The sequence below is a fragment of the Chitinophaga nivalis genome, from assembly GCF_025989125.1.
Taxonomy (GTDB): Bacteria; Bacteroidota; Bacteroidia; order Chitinophagales; family Chitinophagaceae; genus Chitinophaga; species Chitinophaga nivalis.
Genome location: NZ_JAPDNR010000001.1, coordinates 974,301 through 990,952 on the forward strand (window position 1 = coordinate 974,301; position 16,652 = coordinate 990,952).

Genomic DNA, 16,652 nt, shown 5'->3' on the forward strand with positions numbered 1-16,652 from the left:
CTTCCGGGTCACAACCGGATGTTCTGCCTTTAAACTACCAGCACCAGGTATAGGGTTAAACAAACCGGGGCTAACATAAACAACAGTGTCGTGATACATGGCATTCCTGACAATACCCCGCAACGAATAAAGCTGGTATGGTCTGAAATCTTTACTGGTATTGTGATACCAGGCATACACGATATAGTGCTTCCGGTAAAGGAAGCTTTTGGGTAAATGCTTTTCATTTACCTGATGAACAAATTGAACATCGAATAGAGATGCTGTTTGTTCCTGTTTACAGCAGCAGTACTAATTCTACTGGCTGAAAGATGCAGACAGGATTTGATTCCTGACCTGCCGGATTACACCCGGCTGTTCTGCTTTTAAACTACCTGCATCCGGTATAGGGGTTGGCTGGACCGGATTTGAACCGGTAATCCACTGCGTATAAGGCAATTGCATTCACCGTTATGCTACCAGCCATTCAAACAGGGCACAAAAAAAACCGGCCGAAATGAACGACCGGTTTTTAACAGCACATAAGTAACCTTATGTTCGTTTATACCAAAGTCGTACAAATTTTTTTGCGGGCAGCCAACTGGAAAATGATAGCAGCGTATCATGCTCCTGACTAAACCGTATATGATGTATGCGTTTTTGCATTGTTTTTTTTATTTGATGAAATAACAATAAAAAAGCCCCGCAATCTCTTGCGGGGCTTATGTTATAGGAAGTTCGTTGTTTCAACTTATTCTGTAGCATAACATGCCCCGCAACCCAGGAAGTCCTGTATCGGACTAAATGGATTTGTTGTGTGTTTATGTGTTTGACGGAGATACATGTGTTTTTATTTTTAACGATGCAAAGATGGAAATAATTTTTTGTAATCTCCAAATTTTTATGAAAAATATTTTTAACCTGATAAAAATCCGGTCGTAAAAAACGATCTGGACATCCTGTTTTTTTGCGCATCAAAAATTTGCAAAAGAGAGATAATAATGGGTTATGAATGAAGCTTTCTGTTCATTTCTAATAAAAAATTGCATAACAAACGATTAACGATTTAACTGCAATAGCTTTAAATTTTATTGTTCATATTGATAGTCCGGATAACTGATAGATCGTTCTTGTTAATCTTTTTTAATATTCATTTTTGTATGAGCGAAAGTCAGTTATTTTGAAACATGAAAATTATACTATCTAAACCAACGCACGCCGATTGAGTATGGCCATATGGAAACCGAATCTATCCGCCATTACTGTTTACCGGCTTCTGTGATCCTAGGACACAGCGTTAACAGCGACGAATTCCTTTGAGTAACTCAATGTAAATAATTAAGCAGCCAAATGACATCTACACAAAAGAGAAAATATAAAGTACTTTTTGCAGAGGATGATTTGTTCTTTTCCCGTCTGACCGCCCAGCATCTGGAATCAGACGGAGGGTTTGAAGTGCATAGCGTTTATGATGGGGAAAGCGCGTGGGAGCTATTTAAAAAGCAGGAGTTTGATATTTGTTTACTGGATATAGCCATGCCTAAACTGGATGGCATTGAACTGGGACACCGCATCAGAACCATGGATAAATTAGTATATATCTGTTATCTCACCGGATTAAATTCTATGGCTGTAAAGAAAGACATGATGGAAAAAGGAGGAGCGGATGATTATTATATCAAACCATTTCCCAAAGAAGAACTGGTATTAAAACTGAAAGGTTGTATCAACCGGGTATCCCAGAAAAATGAATACCATAGAATCGTTTACAAGATTGGGAATTACACTTTTGACCGTGATAAACTAACGCTGAAAATTGATGGGATTCCCTCCGGTATTTCACATACGGAATCACGTATCCTGCGGATGCTGATTGAACACGCCGGCAGCACCATCAGCCGGGAAAGTATTATGCAGGAAGTATGGGGCCGTGATGTAGGCCGTGTACTGGATGTACACATCGCCCGGTTGCGTAACCGCCTGAACAAAGATCCGCGGGTGATTATTCAGTCCAGGAAGAATGAAGGATATAGTTTGTGGATGCCTGACCGTAATTAAGACCTGATGCAGTAACAGCTACCGATAACCAGCGTGAATAAAATGAATATAATAGTATCGGATAGCTGTTTTATATTTATTTCCTTGTTTGTAACACCGTATTGTTAACCCACGCTAAAAATGAGTAGCATGAGAATCCACAGAACATGGCATCATCCGGATGGATGGGGCACATTCGCCGATTTTGAAATAAGAGGAGATAAAGTATATACTACCATTCATCATCCGCAAGGTACCGGTTCGCTGCCGTGGTTCGAAATCAGCCGGCACCGCATGTATCCTGTCCGCTCCCATCCGCAGGGCAGCAGTTCTTTTCATTGGTTTGAAATAACAGGTAATGTAATCAGGCATACACCTCATCATCCGGATGGCTGGCAGCCGCTCCCCTGGTATCAGATCCGATAAATTATATAGTTAGTAATCCTGCTGATACAATAATAACAGCAACGTGTGTACGTAAAGAAGAAGATGTGTTTACCTGGAAGCTACGGCAATCCATATAACAATCAGCAGGAGAACCCCCAGGTGTGTAAAGCGGTATATCCTGGTATCTGTTTCAGGGCTGTCCTGTGGCCAGGCTACACTGATGATAAACGCAATGAAATGCGTGGGTAGTACCACAATCAGTGGCATGAGCCAGATATAAAAAGAGGATAATGCCCGCAGGACGCTGCCTTGTTTATAGTGCGCATAAATCAGTATCGCAGTAAGATATACGAAATAAACAATCAGCAGTTCGAATATTCTTTTTTTCATAAAAGCCGGGAAAGTCCTTAAGATAAGGCTTTTCCCGGTTATTTTCAATAGGAAGAAAGAAGATCCGGAACAAGGCAGATCCCCTACCTCCTGGTGGTAATAGCGGCCCGGTTTTTAAACCGTATTTGCCTGTTTTAATGTGTCGGTGGCCTGATCTGGTCTGTAGAACAGCCATACAGCACTACTCCGTAGCTGAAGCCACCTTATTGGAAACATAATTTTGCAGGGTACCAATCAATTCATCGGTAAATTCAAATAAGCTATCCAACGACTGCAGGTCTTTTTTGGTTTCTGCTTTATTGGCATCAAACAACCCGATTTGTTTACGATTCGTATTGAAGTAAAGCCTGCAAATAGGTTTCCGGTTATTGTCTTCAAAAAGTATCGCAAAATAGGATTGGGCATCCCGGTAATGTATTTTATGCACAGGTACTATTTTCCGCAGAATAGATCTGACAATGTGATAGCCGTCTAATTCCTCCTGGGTAGTCACTACCTTCGGTTCTTCGGGGGCAATTTCTACTGCCACAGCCGTACTTTGTTGTTCTGCTTCCTCCGTTTTCAGCGCTGTTTTGAGTCGTTCGGTAATCAGGTCATTGATATGTATCTGAAAAGCCTTTTTACTCAATTGGGTAAATTGTTCCAGTACTTTCTGGGTGAGTATGCCGGAGGTATACACCTGCCGGGCAAAGTGTTTCACGAATTCAATACCCGGATTATTCAACTCATTACTGAACAAACTTTTCAACTGATTCAGGTACTTTAATTCACTTGCTGTGGAAACAATCGTGTCTGTATCAAAATAATTTTTGTGGAATTTTTTTAATTCTTCCAGTTGATTGTCTTTGATGTCATTCAGGTCAAAGACAAAAAATGGCTTTTCATCCATTTTGTTGGGTTCATCCAGATCGGTATAGAAGCGGGATTCGAAGCCATTTGTCAGGATGGAGAATTTCGCTTTGGTGGTATGGAAGTACCGGAATAGCTGAGAATTGTGCGGATCCAGGTTGGCCGACCAGTGTTTACATTCAATCAATATGAGTGGCTGACCATCTTTCATAATGGCATAGTCAACTTTCTCCCCCTTTTTAATGCCCAGGTCGGCGATGAACTCCGGCACTACTTCCAGGGGATTAAATACATCATAGCCCAGGGTTTGCAAAAAAGGCATCACAAAAGAATGTTTGGTGGCTTCTTCTGTTTGTACCAGCTCTTTGTGTTTGAGGATTCTCTCCGCCAGTTGTTTGATAAGATCTTTGAAATCCATTGGTAAGTGATTTGTTGTAATAATCAGGGATAGTACATGTCTTGAAATGAAGGAAACGGTTAAAATAAGGCTATCAGCGGACATGCAGGAGCAATGGATAGAATGGATATTACTTGATTAAATGAACAAAATGGCTGAAAAATAGGGAGAAGACTGGAGATAAGAAGGTCGGCCATCGCAAAATAACGCTGGTAAAGGAATAACGGTGTTGCACCTACCCACAACAGCACCAGATCTTATAAGCGTACCCGCTATAAGATCTGGTACTTTTAATAATTATTTTTATAGCAGCTGCCAGACAGATAAATTTATCGTGTTATCATACTACAATCATGCACAGAATTTTGTTTTACAGCAACCCTTACTTGTACCCTGCTGCCTGTAGTTCAAACAGCTCTGCATAGCGGCCTTTTTGGGCCAGCAATTCTTCGTGGCTGCCAATTTCAGCCAGCTGCCCTCTCTCCAATACCAGTATCCGGTTTGCCATCCGTACGGTGGAAAAACGATGCGAAATCAATACCGCTGTTTTATCCTTTGTCAGATCTGCAAAACGGAGGAATACATTATACTCGGCACGGGCATCCAGCGCAGAAGTAGGCTCGTCGAGGATCAGTAACTGGGCTTCTTTCATATAAGCCCTTGCCAGGGCAATCTTCTGCCATTCGCCTCCACTCAGTTCTATACCCTGGTTAAAACGCCGTCCCAGCATCTGTTCATAGCCATCCGTCATTTTTTCGATCAATGGCGCGGCCAGACTTTGCCGTGCAGCATTTTCTATGAGCGGCAGGTTATTGTTTTCCCGGATATTACCTACCGCTATATTCTGGCTTACCGTCATCTGGTAGCGCTGATAATCCTGGAATATAACGCCTACCTGGGTACGTACTTCCTGTATGTCGTATTCCCTTAAGTCCACACCATCCAGCAGAATACGGCCTTCTACCGGATCATACAGGCGTGTCAGCAACTTCACCAGGGTCGTTTTGCCGGCGCCGTTCTCCCCTACCAGCGCCAGCTTTTCGCCGGCATGTAAGGTAAAACTGAGATGACGGATGGCCCATTTGTCGGAATTGAGATATTTGAATCCAACATTTTCGAAAACAAAACCCTCCCGCATAGGCCGCGGAAATGGCCGGGGATGTAGGGTGGCCTTCATCCGTGGTTTGATTTCGAAAAAGTCAAACAGATCGCGCAGGTACATCGCTCCCTGGGTAACACTGGAAAAGCGGATCAGGATACCCTGGAAGGTGGCCCGTAGCTGCCGGAAGGAACCTGCCAGGAAAGCCAGGTCACCGATAGACAGTTTACCATGAACCGTCTCCAGGATGATGATAATATAGGCCGCATAATAACCGGCACTCCCCAGCATGGCAAAAACACTCCCCCACATGGCATGCCGGACTTCCAGCTGCTTTTTGTCTGTATAAAACTTATCGGCAATCACCTTAAAACGACTGATCAGAAAGTGCGAAAGGTCAAATAGCTTTACTTCCTTGGCGGTTTCGTCACTGGCGCCGAGATAACGGATATAATCCAGTTCCCGCCGGTCTGACGTCTGCCCCCAGGCCAGTTTATAATACAGGTCATTAAACCGCGATTCGTTCAGGAAAGCCGGAATAACGGCCAGCAGTAACAGTAATATCAGCCACGGATTGAATAACAACAGGCCGGCAGCCAGAAATCCCATGGTGATAAGGTCCTGTACCTGGCTGAGTGCCTGTGATAATAAGATGGTTCTGCCTACGGTTTGCTGGCGGGCACGTTCCAGTTTATCATAGAATTCAGAATCTTCAAACTGATCGAGATCCAGCGCAGCGGCGTGCTGCATGATCTTTATAGAGGTATGGTTGGCGAAAAGATCTCCCAGCAGGCTATCCAGCATGGAAATCCCCCGGCTCAGGGCATCCGAAATAATGGCCAGGCCAAACTCCAGGGCTACCAGTTCCCACAAATGATTGGCAGATACCTGCGGGCCACCTTTGCTGAGTAATACGACCTCGTCTATAATCAGTTTAGCTATATACAGCAGCAGCAAAGGCATCGCGGATTGGGCAGTGCGTAGCAAGGCATTGGTAAGGGTATAACCAGGACTCGTTTGCCATACCATCCTGAAAAAGGCAGGAAGGTTACGAAGGGCTGCCAGCCGCTCTTTAAAGGTTAACGGGTCTTCTATCCCGGAACGTTTTTTCTTAGGGTTCACAAATGAGCTCATATGGTAATTTACAAAGTTTTGTTATACGCTGTTGCGGGTTAACGGAATGTTGATGGTAAGGCGATGGCCAATGTTCTATAAGTGCCCGTAATTAAATTATATTTGTTGATAGTGCATAAAAAACAGCAGATCATATGTTAGTAGTTATAATAGGATTGGTCATGTTAGCCATACTTGTCATTATTGGAGGCGTCATCGCTATTAATAAGCAGTCCAGACAATGGTCTTCGCGGGAAGACTAATCAGTAGCCCACCACTTTAACGGGTTATCCGCCATCTTTACTGCTATACCGGCCGTTCATCCTATAATTTGAAGCAGCATAGGGGGACCTGTATTCGCGCCGCGTTATCATATCAGATGCCGTAATTATTTTAGAATTTGTTATTGATATGCGCGAAAAAAGGAATGTGCTGACGTACCTGGCTGAAAAGGAGTGGCTGGTCATGAGTTTGTGGTTTGGGCTTGCTTTTCTGGGAGCCATCCTGGAAATATCCCGGGAGAACTATAATAACTTTCTCATATTCAGGAATGTATTCTTTCATGTATTGCACCAGTTGCCGCTATATGCGGCCTATCCGGCAGAATACTATGATGTGAATCACTATGGTCCTGTTTTTAGTTTGATGATAGCGCCATTTGCCGGATTGGATATTAATATCGGCGCTATGTTATGGGCCTTGTCCGGCGCTGCTGCCCTGTATTATGCCATCCGGCAGCTCCCCCTCACCTATCTGCAGCAAAACATCATCCTGTTGTTGTGTGCACAGGAGTTAATGGGTGCCAGCGGCTGGTTCCAGCTGAATCAGTTCATCGGGGCGTTTATTATTTTATCATTTACCAACACCCTCAAGGGGAAAGAGCTGTGGGCCACTTTCTTTATTGTACTGGGTACTTTCACCAAATTATACGGCATTGTAGGCCTGGCCTTTTTCTTTTTCAGCCCCAATCCCCGGCGGTTTATCGGCGGATTGCTGTTATGGGGAGCCGTATTGTTTGTACTGCCAATGGCCATCTCTTCTCCACAGTATATTATTAATTCCTATTACGAGTGGTATGCAGAACTGGTCTATAAAAATGACCTGAATGTAATGGTTTCCACGTTTCAGGATATCTCTGCAGGAGGGTTGATCAGAAGAATATTCCGGATACCGGAGCTGAGTAATAAGGTTATTATCATTCCGGGGATACTGCTGTTTTTATCCCAGTACCTGATGCTGAAATACCGGTATAACTCCCGGTACCGTTTATATCTCCTATGTTCTGTACTGATGTTTCCCGTACTGGTTAGCAGTAGTTCCGAATCCCCCACCTATATCATTGCTATTCCGGCTATCTGTATCTGGTATGTGATGCAACCCGCTGGTAAATGGTATGATATATTTCTGTTTTTCTCCATATTGCTGGTGAGTTTCTCTCATTCCGATGTGGTAACTCCCTGGGTAAGAAAAAACCTGGCGGTGCCATATGCGCTGAAAGCCTTGCCATGCCTGATATTGTGGCTGCGAATCGTATATGAAATCTGGATGAAGAAATTCCTGGTGTACAAACCCGTGCCGGTACCGGTACAGGTGAGCAGGCTGCCCGTCAACCATTCATAAAAAATAGGCAGAAAAAATTGAGAATCAGGCCGTAAATTGCTGGATTAAAGGTTTTTGGTTATGAATTCGCGATTCAAGATTGGTGGCGCCTTTGCGCTGTCTGCACTGCTATTTAACAGCATGGCAGCTACAGCACAGGTAAATCAGCCTACGACTTCAGGTTATGCGGAAGGTAAAACAGCTAACGCAATCAACCTGTATAAGCAACCTCCCGTTGCAGGCTTTGTTGAAAGTAAAACAGTAGCTGCGGTTAATCCGTATATTGGTTCCGGTGGACATGGACACGTATTTGTGGGCGCCAGCGTGCCTTACGGCGCTGTGCAGGTAGGGCCTAACAATATTGTAAAAGGGTGGGACTGGTGCTCCGGATACCACTACTCCGACAGTGTGGTGATTGGTTTTTCCCAGATGCATCTCAGCGGTACCGGTATCGGCGACCTCGGTGATGTGCTCATCATGCCTTATACCGGTAAAGTAAGAACAAACAGGGGTACGCAGGAAGATCCTACTTCCGGATATGCTTCCCGTTATTCACATGCACGCGAAAAATCCCGTCCGGGATATTATGCTGTACACCTGGATGATTACGGTATTCAGGTAGAACTCACCGCCTCTGAAAGAGTAGGTTTTCACAGATATACTTTTCCGAAAGATAAACCGGCAAATATTATCATCGACCTGAAAGAAGGGATCGGATGGGATGCGCCGGTAGAAACATTTATCCGCCAGGTAGATGAATATACCCTGGAAGGTTACCGTTATTCCAAAGGTTGGGCAGAAGACCAGCGTGTATGGTTTGCGATCCGCTCTTCAGTGCCGGTAAAGCAGTTTATGGTATTTGACGGAGATACACAGCAAACCGGCAAATCGGTGAAATCAACTGTGGCCAAAGGCGTTATTTCATTTGATAAATCTCCCGGCCAGGTGATGCTGAAAGTAGGGATCTCTCCGGTGAGCAGCGAAAATGCGTTGGCCAACATCCAGGCCGAAATTCCAGGATGGGACTTTACTAAAACCGTAAATAGCGCGAATGTAAAATGGGATAAAGAACTGGCGAAAGTACAGATCTCCACAAAAGATGAAACAGCCCGCCGGGTATTCTATACAGCGCTGTATCATACCATGGTGGCGCCTGCCCTCTTCAACGACCATGACGGCAGCTACCGCGGTACCGATAAAAAAGTATATGCCAATCCAGGTTTCGACAACTATACCATTTTCTCGCTGTGGGATATCTACCGCTCCTGCGCACCGCTGAGCACTATCCTGCATCCGGAAAAGGTAAACAGTTTTGTCAACTCTATGCTCACCATCCACAAACAGCAGGGCAAACTGCCGGTATGGCCGCTGGTAGGTAGTGAAACCAACTGTATGGTGGGATATCATGCGGTACCTACCATTGCAGACGCTTACCTGAAAGGGTTCACCGGTTTCAATGCGGAAGAAGCGCTGGCAGCGATGAAAGCCTCTTCTACCCGCGATGATCTGGGTGTGAAATACGTAAAGGAACGAGGATATATTCCGGCAGACAAGGAATATGAATCTGTTTCCAAAGCGCTGGAATATGCGATCGATGATTGGAGTATTGCTGCCATGGCTAAGAAAATGGGCCATCAGGAAGACTACGAATACTATAAAAAACGCGCTGGCTACTATAAAAATTATTTCGACAGCACCATCGGTTTTGTACGCCCGCGTATGAGCGATGGCAGCTTTAAAACACCTTATGATCCTTTCTTCTCCAAACACGAAAAAGGTGATTTCACAGAAGGAAATGGCTGGCAATATACCTGGCTGGTGCCGCAGGATGTAGAAGGACTGATCCGCCTGATGGGTGGTGACGAACCGTTTACCCGCAAGCTCGACAGCCTGTTTACTGCCAAAGGATATATGGGTGAGGAAGCATCCAATGATATCTCCGGATTGATAGGCATGTATGCACACGGCAATGAGCCTAGCCATCACGTGACGTATATGTATACATTTGCCGGAAAACAGTGGAAAACTGCGGAGAAGGTAAGACAGGTGATGAAGGAGTTTTACTTCGACAAACCGGAAGGACTGGCGGGTAATGAAGATTGCGGCGCTATGTCATCCTGGTATATATTCTCTTCCCTGGGCTTCTACCCGGTAAATCCTGCCAATGGCGTGTATGTATTGGGCAGCCCGCTGTTTGATAAAGCCACCATTAAATTGGCTGAAGGAAAAACCTTTACGGTACAGGCGTTACGGAATAGTGCCAAAAATATTTATATCCAGGACGTGACCTTTAACGGTAAACCCTATACGAAAAGCTTCATTACCCATGAAGAGCTGGTAAAAGGTGGTACGATGGTCATCCGTATGGGCGATAAACCCAATTACAATTTCGGTAAGCAGGATGCAGACCGGCCTAAAAATGAATTATAATCCGGATAACAATCCTCCGGAAAAAAATATGGGGTATATACAGCTGACTGTATATACCCCGCTTTATTTTACAGCTGTTATATATTTTCTGACAGTACCCGCAATACATCCGGATTTACATCTCCGAAAATAGATACGCCGGCAGCGCCGTTCTGCAACGCCAGTTTTACCGCTGTGCCGAGGTCGGTATAATTGCCTTTAAAATCGGGCAGGAATAAACCGGCATACAAAGGAAACGCTCCATGTAATGCCTTCACCCCTTCTGCTACCGCATCGCCTATCCAGCTGATGTTTTCCCGGTAAAATCCGTGGTAAATCATCGGGCATACGGCATTCAACGGCCAGTTGGTCCAGTCTTGCCGTACAATACGTTTGGCTATTTCCGGTGTCGGGAATACCGCTGCGGAAATCGGTTTTTTATGCTGGCGGGCTACGGCGGCCAGATGATTCACGACATTGGTAATCCGGTCGTAGCGGAACTTCCGCCAGGAAGGACTTTGGTCGGGATGTTCGATCTCCAGCGGATCGATACCGTTTTTAGCCTTATAGGCGCTGCGGCATTGTTCGCAATAACAGAAATCGTATTCCGGTAATTCTTTGGATTGATCAATTCCATATTGACTCCACAGGTTCACTGGAAGTATCACATCGCAGAAACGCACATAATCCAGGTGGATGCCGTCTACGTAGTCCAGCGACAGGTGTTTTTCTACCTGCTGTTCCAGGTATTTTACGACTTCCGGTTTGCTGGGACACAGCCACCGGTAATAGTCTACATAAGGTGGATGATTGGCGCAGGATTCCCCTTTCCGGTTTTTTGCATACCATTCAGGATGGCTGGCCAGTAAATCTTTTTCGCCGCGATTCATGGTCCACATCCAGCGGTGTGCTTTGATGCCATTGGCTTTGGCGGTTTTGAAATGCAGAGGGCTGTCATCTTCAAAAAAGATATCCGTAATACCGGCTTTCCGGTAGGCAGCATATCGTTGCTGCAAGGTAGCGGCGGTATCCGCATGATCCGGATTAATCCATACCCGGTGTTGGGCCTTTGGTTTCCGGCTATCTGAGGGGGCAGGACTGGCGGCTGCTTTCAGTGGCTGCAGCGGATTGGCGAGTGCTAACCCGCCAATACCCAATGATTTGATAAAATGACGTTTGTCCATAAGTGTTATTTTCGGTCACTATAAATTTTTCCTTCGTGATTAATGTACCATACTCCCGGCTGCCGGTTGCTTTTTATCCGGGCATTAAACTGGGAAGAAGTGCCTTCTGTTTCAAGCGTATATACTTCTCCGTTAGTGCCGTTTTGTTTGGCAGTCATTTGTAACAGCTGCAGATTACCGGCATACCGGCCGTGTTGCCGCCGGTATTGCTGTTGGGCATGATAAATTTGCCAGAGGTGTTGCTGGGCGGCAGCGGCAGCAGGTACCTGAAATACAACGGTGTTGCTGCCTGCGGGCTTTTCCGAAAATTGCAGGTAGCCCCAGCGTTCCGGTGCATGCATGTTGATAATACCCTGTGGCGACCATACCCAGTTGTGCTCTGGTTGTTGCTTTTTAACATAGCGGCCATTCCGGATGTGGGTATCCCACTCTACGCGGGAGAAGTTAATCCGCCAGATGCTGTTGTCAGCAGGTCTGGTATCGTCGGTAAAGAAACGCAGGGCGCTGAAAGGAATGGCCATTTCAACGGTCCATTCCTGATCGGTATCTGTCGGATTGTTCAGGGTGCCATTCACGTGAACGGCTGTACGTATTCCTTTGGTATCCCAGTTCAGCATGGCTGCGCCCCCGTTGCGGTAGGGTTTGCCCATGAACAGGTCCATTACGGTATTTAAAGCGTTGATTTCTATCTCGTAGTATTGGTGGGTATCTCCGTCAGGATCTATAAATACTTCAAAGTCGTTGTCCTGAAAAATAATGGTATCATGTTCCCGGAGGGTACCCCATATATGTGGTTCCTGTAAGGTAGCAGCGATGTACAGGTAATGCTGGTCCCACAGCATTTTTACCCGGGTACGCAGAGCGGGCGCGGGTTTGCTGTCGCCTTCAATATCTTTGAAATCTTCACTCCAGTTTGTCTTTTGCCACGCGGCTTCCGTAAGCTGGCCATCTATCTGCATGCTGTCTGCCGTCTGGTAGCAGACATAGTGCCGGGGCGTATCGCGGAACGGGCGAAAAGATTCAGAGAATGTTTGTGCATAGGTGTCCGTTCCTGCAAACAGGAAGGTGCTGAAAGCCAGGCAGATGAAGCCTTTGAAGAAAGTTTGCGATCGTATCATGCCTGTCGGTATCATGAGCTGAAAAATACAAAATACAAATAAAAAATTACGCATTATACAACAGTTGGCAGGGATAGGAATCCGCTGTGTGCTGTTGTATAATGCGTAATACGAAATGAATAATATAATAGCTTACCAGATACGTACCCGAACGCTATCAGCGCGGTACATACCATCTCCCGGTTTCACGCCATACACCTCGTAGAAAGCATCTACGTCGCTGAATGGTCCGTTCACGCGGAATTTGGCCGGAGAATGCACATCCGTCATTACTTTTCTGGCCAGGTCTTCTTTTTTGGTATGACTCAGCCAGCCCAGGGAATAGCCCATGAAATAACGTTGTGCAGGGCTGTAGCCGGCAATTTTCTCTCCTTTTTTGAACTGTTCGGTTTTCTGGAAGGCATCCCAGCCCAGCAGTATACCGCCCAGATCGGCAATGTTTTCACCAAGCGTTGCTTTACCATTGATACGCAGGCTGTCTACCACTACATAATTATCAAACTGTTTTATCATGACAGCAGCACGCTCATTGAATTTCTTTTCATCTTCTTTGGTCCACCAGCTTTTCAGGTTACCTACGGCATCAAACTGACGGCCTTCATCGTCAAAGCCATGGGTGATTTCATGACCAATGGTAGAAGCGCCGGCATAACCGTATACGAGGGCGTCGTCCAGCTCTTCGTCGCGTTTGCCCGGAACGGTAAAGATACCGGCAGGTAACACAATTTCATTGTTGCTGGGGTTATAGTAGGCATTATAGGTTTGTGGCGTCATATCCCATTCTGTGCGGTCTACCGGTTTACCCAGTTTATTCACGGAATACTGGTGCCACCACAGTTGGGCTGCCTGTATGTTGGCTGCGTAGGATTGTTCTTTGATATCCATTGCAGAGAAGTCTTTCCACTTATCAGGATAACCTACTTTCTTGCTGATTTTGGATAATTTATACAGCGCTTTCTGTTTGGTGCTGTCGCTCATCCAGGTCAGGTGCTCTATACGTGTTTTTAAAGCGCCACGGATTTCTTCCACCATGTTTTCATATCTTTTTTTGGCAGTAGCATTGAAGAACTCTTTTACAAAGAGTTGTCCCAAGGCTTCTCCCATGGCAGCTTCTTCGGTATCCAATACGCGTTTCCAGCGTGGCTTTTGTTTTTCCTGTCCTTTCAGGAGTTTACCGTAAAAGGCAAAATCCGTGTTGGCGATGGTATCGCTGAGCATCGCTGCATTGCTGTTCATCAGGCTCCATTTCAGGTAATTTTTCCAGGTGGCCAGTGGTTGTGACGTAATCGCATTGCTCAATGCTGTAAAGAATTCCGGTTGTCCTACGATAACGGTATCTGCAAACTGGGTGATGCCCTGCTGTTTGATAAAGGCATCCCAGTCGATATTGGGCGATAATTTATTCAGCTGCTTTACCGGCATTTTATGATAGTTGGCCTCCGGATCGCGCAGGGCTTCCAGCTTGCGACTGGATTTTGCCAGCAGGGTTTCCAGCTGTATAACATTGGCTGCTGCGGCTTTGGCGGCTTCGCTATCCAGACCTGTAAACTGTAGCATAGCAGCTACGTGTGCAGGATAGGCTTCTCTGATTTTAGTGGTACGTGGGTCGGTATTAAAATAGTAGTCCCGGTTGGGTAAACCCAAACCGCCCTGCATCAGTTGCACGGATATCACTTCACTGTTTTTGGCGTCCTGTCCGATGTAGATGCCACACATTACGCTCGTGCCAATATTCTGTACAGCAGCGAGTTTTAGCAGTTCTGCCGGAGTAGTGGCAGCATCGATGGCTTTTAACTGTGCTTCAATAGGTTTGATACCATCTGCGTTAATGCGTACGGAATCCATACCACTTTTCCAGAAGGCAGCTATTTTACGGGAGGTAGGATCGTTGGGATTTTCCACCGCTTTTTCATTGATGGTACGTAGGCGTTTATACAACTCTTCCTTTACCAGATTGCCAATACCCCACGCGCTGTATTCCGGTGGAATCGGATTGTTTTTGATCCAGCCACCATTGGCATAATCAAAGAAATCCTGGGCCGGGTTAACGGTACTGTCTACCAGGGAGGCAAGGGCGTCGGCTTGGGAAGACGCGGTATCTGCCGTTTTACCGCCTTCGTTGCAGGCCATAAAACAAGCAATGCTGGCGATACCAACGCCATGGAGCATACTTTTTATCATATGTATTAAGCAATTATTTAGTCGGCGGGAAGGTAATTATTTTTCATCATAGCTATTCCGGAAATGGGATGAGCGTAATCTTGATAAATAGATGAAGAAAATCTTTTTTTAATGTATTTTGTAAAAATGTCAATTTGAAAACCATTCCACTTATGATCAACAAATTAACGTCCGGCCGCATTTTGCCGATAGATGCTTTTCGCGGAATTACTATCCTGGTAATGATTTTCGTTAACAGCGTGGCGGGGGTAAGCGGTATCCCCATCTGGATGAAACATATGCCGGCAGATGCCGATGCCATGACTTTTGTAGACGTGGTGTTTCCTGCTTTCCTGTTTATTGTGGGAATGTCCATTCCTTTTGCGATCAATAGCCGCCTGGCCAAAGGCGATACCTGGTGGCAACTACAGCAACACATTATCTGGCGTACCCTGGGGCTGCTGGTACTCGGTGTTTTCATGGTAAATACATCCGGCCTGAATGAAGCCGCCACGGGTATTCCTATGGCATTATGGGCCTTATTGTTTTATGGTAGCGTAATCCTGGTGTGGAATGTTTATACCTTTCAGCAACCCTGGATTTCCTGGTGTTTCAAAGGAGCTGGCATTGCCGGGCTGATTATACTGGGTTGGATTTACAGAGGTGGCGAAGCAGGTACCGACCGGCTGACACCACAGTGGTGGGGCATCCTCGGACTCATTGGTTGGGCCTACCTGTACGCCTGTATTATTTATCAGCTGTTCAAAGGCGTGGCAGGCGGAATCTTCCTGATGATAGCAGCAGCTATCGGATATTACATTTTGTGTCAGCAACCATTTATACAACAAGGTAGCTTTAGCTGGCTGGGTGCACAGGCTGGTAATGCTGCACACACGGCCATTGTATTATGTGGTATGTTGTTGTCTTTATTTTATTTTGATGAAGAACTGGGATTAAAAGGCAGCCGGTTAGTATCCCGTGTTACCGGATACTTTGCCATATTAATGATTACCGGTGCCCTGTTGCGACCCGCTTACAAAATCTCTAAAATCTGGGCAACACCAACCTGGTGCCTGTACTGCGCAGCCATCTGTGTGGCCATCTTTTCCTTTTTATATTTTCTGATTACACTGAAACAGGTAAGCCGCTGGACCGCTTTCTTCCGCCCGGCAGCCTCCAATCCACTGTTGACGTATATGTTGCCGGATATCGTGTTGTACCTGCTGCTGGCCTGTCATATCAGTCTGCCGGAGGTATTGTCGCAAGGCACGCCAGGCATACTTTGGTGTATCTTTTATGCCGTGATCATGTTGGTGCTGGTAAAAGGATTAAACCGTATTGGTATCCGGTTGCAGTTATAAAAAACAATTGAATACGATATCATACTTCTGAGGCCCCTGTTATGCCGGTTTAAACCGGCATAACAGGGGCCTCAGGAAAAAAAGAGAGTGGGTATAAACGTTACCGGGAGCGATTTTAGCTATCTTAGCGCAGGATATCACCCTCAAACAGGGATGGTGATGTTAATATTTTTCATACTACCGGGTATATACCAATGAAGGGTGTCCTGGATTGTCTTTTATCATAGTGAATGCATCAACATGAAAAAGAGGATCAAACAGGACCTTCAAAGAAAAGATAGGCAAACCCGGTATACAACAGCGCTTGCATCATGTCAACAGATACATTTACCCTTAAGTTTGAATATAAAGGCCAGCCACATATACTGGAAGTACATACGGCACATCAGCAGTTTAAAACCGTGTACAAAGTAAATATTGCCGAACATGAAATCGTATATGAGCCAGACGAAGAAGGCTACGTACGGGCGGTATCCAGCAAGCCAATGCACGATCAGCAACGGGATGTGGATGTGGCATTACTACATCATGTGGCGGAATTGATTATTCAGCATATCCAATAAATCGCCG

The 16,652-nt window shown here is 45.6% G+C and carries 12 protein-coding genes and 1 tRNA gene; 6 read left to right on the top strand and 7 right to left on the bottom strand.

Going from position 1 to position 16,652, the window contains the following annotated elements; genetic code table 11:
- Positions 1-392: 392 nt before the first annotated feature.
- Positions 393-465 (bottom strand) — tRNA-Ile (locus tag OL444_RS04065).
- 864 nt (positions 466-1,329) lie between these two features.
- Here OL444_RS04065 and OL444_RS04070 point away from each other — a divergent pair.
- Complete coding sequence (locus OL444_RS04070; protein WP_264734512.1) at positions 1,330-2,037, top strand: response regulator transcription factor; 708 nt, start codon at positions 1,330-1,332, stop codon at positions 2,035-2,037.
- A 129-nt stretch (positions 2,038-2,166) separates the two neighbouring features.
- A complete protein-coding gene (locus OL444_RS04075; RefSeq protein WP_264734511.1) occupies positions 2,167-2,442 on the top strand; it encodes a hypothetical protein in 276 nt (91 codons plus the stop codon).
- Between the two features lie 69 nt (positions 2,443-2,511).
- Here the strand turns inward: OL444_RS04075 and OL444_RS04080 are convergent, their stop codons facing one another.
- The 3 genes from OL444_RS04080 to OL444_RS04090 all read right to left on the bottom strand — a co-directional run bounded on the left by OL444_RS04080 (position 2,512) and on the right by OL444_RS04090 (position 6,272).
- Complete coding sequence (locus tag OL444_RS04080; RefSeq protein WP_264734510.1) at positions 2,512-2,793, bottom strand: hypothetical protein; 282 nt, start codon at positions 2,791-2,793, stop codon at positions 2,512-2,514.
- Positions 2,794-2,974: 181 nt separating this feature from the next.
- Positions 2,975-4,060, bottom strand: coding sequence for a type I restriction endonuclease (locus OL444_RS04085; RefSeq protein ID WP_264734509.1), 1,086 nt, complete (start codon positions 4,058-4,060; stop codon positions 2,975-2,977).
- Positions 4,061-4,421: 361 nt separating this feature from the next.
- On the bottom strand, positions 4,422-6,272 hold the full coding sequence (locus tag OL444_RS04090; RefSeq protein ID WP_264734508.1) for an ABC transporter ATP-binding protein: 1,851 nt from the start codon (positions 6,270-6,272) through the stop codon (positions 4,422-4,424).
- A 390-nt stretch (positions 6,273-6,662) separates the two neighbouring features.
- On the opposite strand from OL444_RS04090, the gene OL444_RS04095 reads away from it, so the two are divergent.
- Together OL444_RS04095 and OL444_RS04100 are read left to right on the top strand one after the other, a co-directional pair.
- Positions 6,663-7,871 (top strand): glycosyltransferase family 87 protein, encoded by a 1,209-nt coding sequence (locus OL444_RS04095; RefSeq protein WP_264734507.1) that lies wholly within the window; start codon positions 6,663-6,665, stop codon positions 7,869-7,871.
- Positions 7,872-7,931: 60 nt separating this feature from the next.
- Positions 7,932-10,280 carry a GH92 family glycosyl hydrolase gene (locus OL444_RS04100; RefSeq protein ID WP_264734506.1) on the top strand — a complete coding sequence of 783 codons (2,349 nt, stop codon included), beginning with the start codon at positions 7,932-7,934 and terminating at the stop codon, positions 10,278-10,280.
- A gap of 77 nt (positions 10,281-10,357) precedes the next feature.
- On the opposite strand, the gene OL444_RS04105 is transcribed toward OL444_RS04100, so the two are convergent.
- From OL444_RS04105 to OL444_RS04115, 3 genes are all read right to left on the bottom strand, one after another.
- Positions 10,358-11,443 (bottom strand): family 10 glycosylhydrolase, encoded by a 1,086-nt coding sequence (locus tag OL444_RS04105; RefSeq protein WP_264734505.1) that lies wholly within the window; start codon positions 11,441-11,443, stop codon positions 10,358-10,360.
- Between the two features lie 5 nt (positions 11,444-11,448).
- Positions 11,449-12,561 (bottom strand): carbohydrate-binding family 9-like protein, encoded by a 1,113-nt coding sequence (locus OL444_RS04110; RefSeq protein WP_264734504.1) that lies wholly within the window; start codon positions 12,559-12,561, stop codon positions 11,449-11,451.
- A gap of 132 nt (positions 12,562-12,693) precedes the next feature.
- On the bottom strand, positions 12,694-14,742 hold the full coding sequence (locus tag OL444_RS04115; RefSeq protein WP_264734503.1) for a M13 family metallopeptidase: 2,049 nt from the start codon (positions 14,740-14,742) through the stop codon (positions 12,694-12,696).
- A gap of 152 nt (positions 14,743-14,894) precedes the next feature.
- On the opposite strand from OL444_RS04115, the gene OL444_RS04120 reads away from it, so the two are divergent.
- Positions 14,895-16,082, top strand: coding sequence for a DUF5009 domain-containing protein (locus OL444_RS04120; protein WP_264734502.1), 1,188 nt, complete (start codon positions 14,895-14,897; stop codon positions 16,080-16,082).
- A 311-nt stretch (positions 16,083-16,393) separates the two neighbouring features.
- Complete coding sequence (locus OL444_RS04125) at positions 16,394-16,645, top strand: hypothetical protein (RefSeq protein ID WP_264734501.1); 252 nt, start codon at positions 16,394-16,396, stop codon at positions 16,643-16,645.
- Positions 16,646-16,652 lie beyond the last annotated feature (7 nt).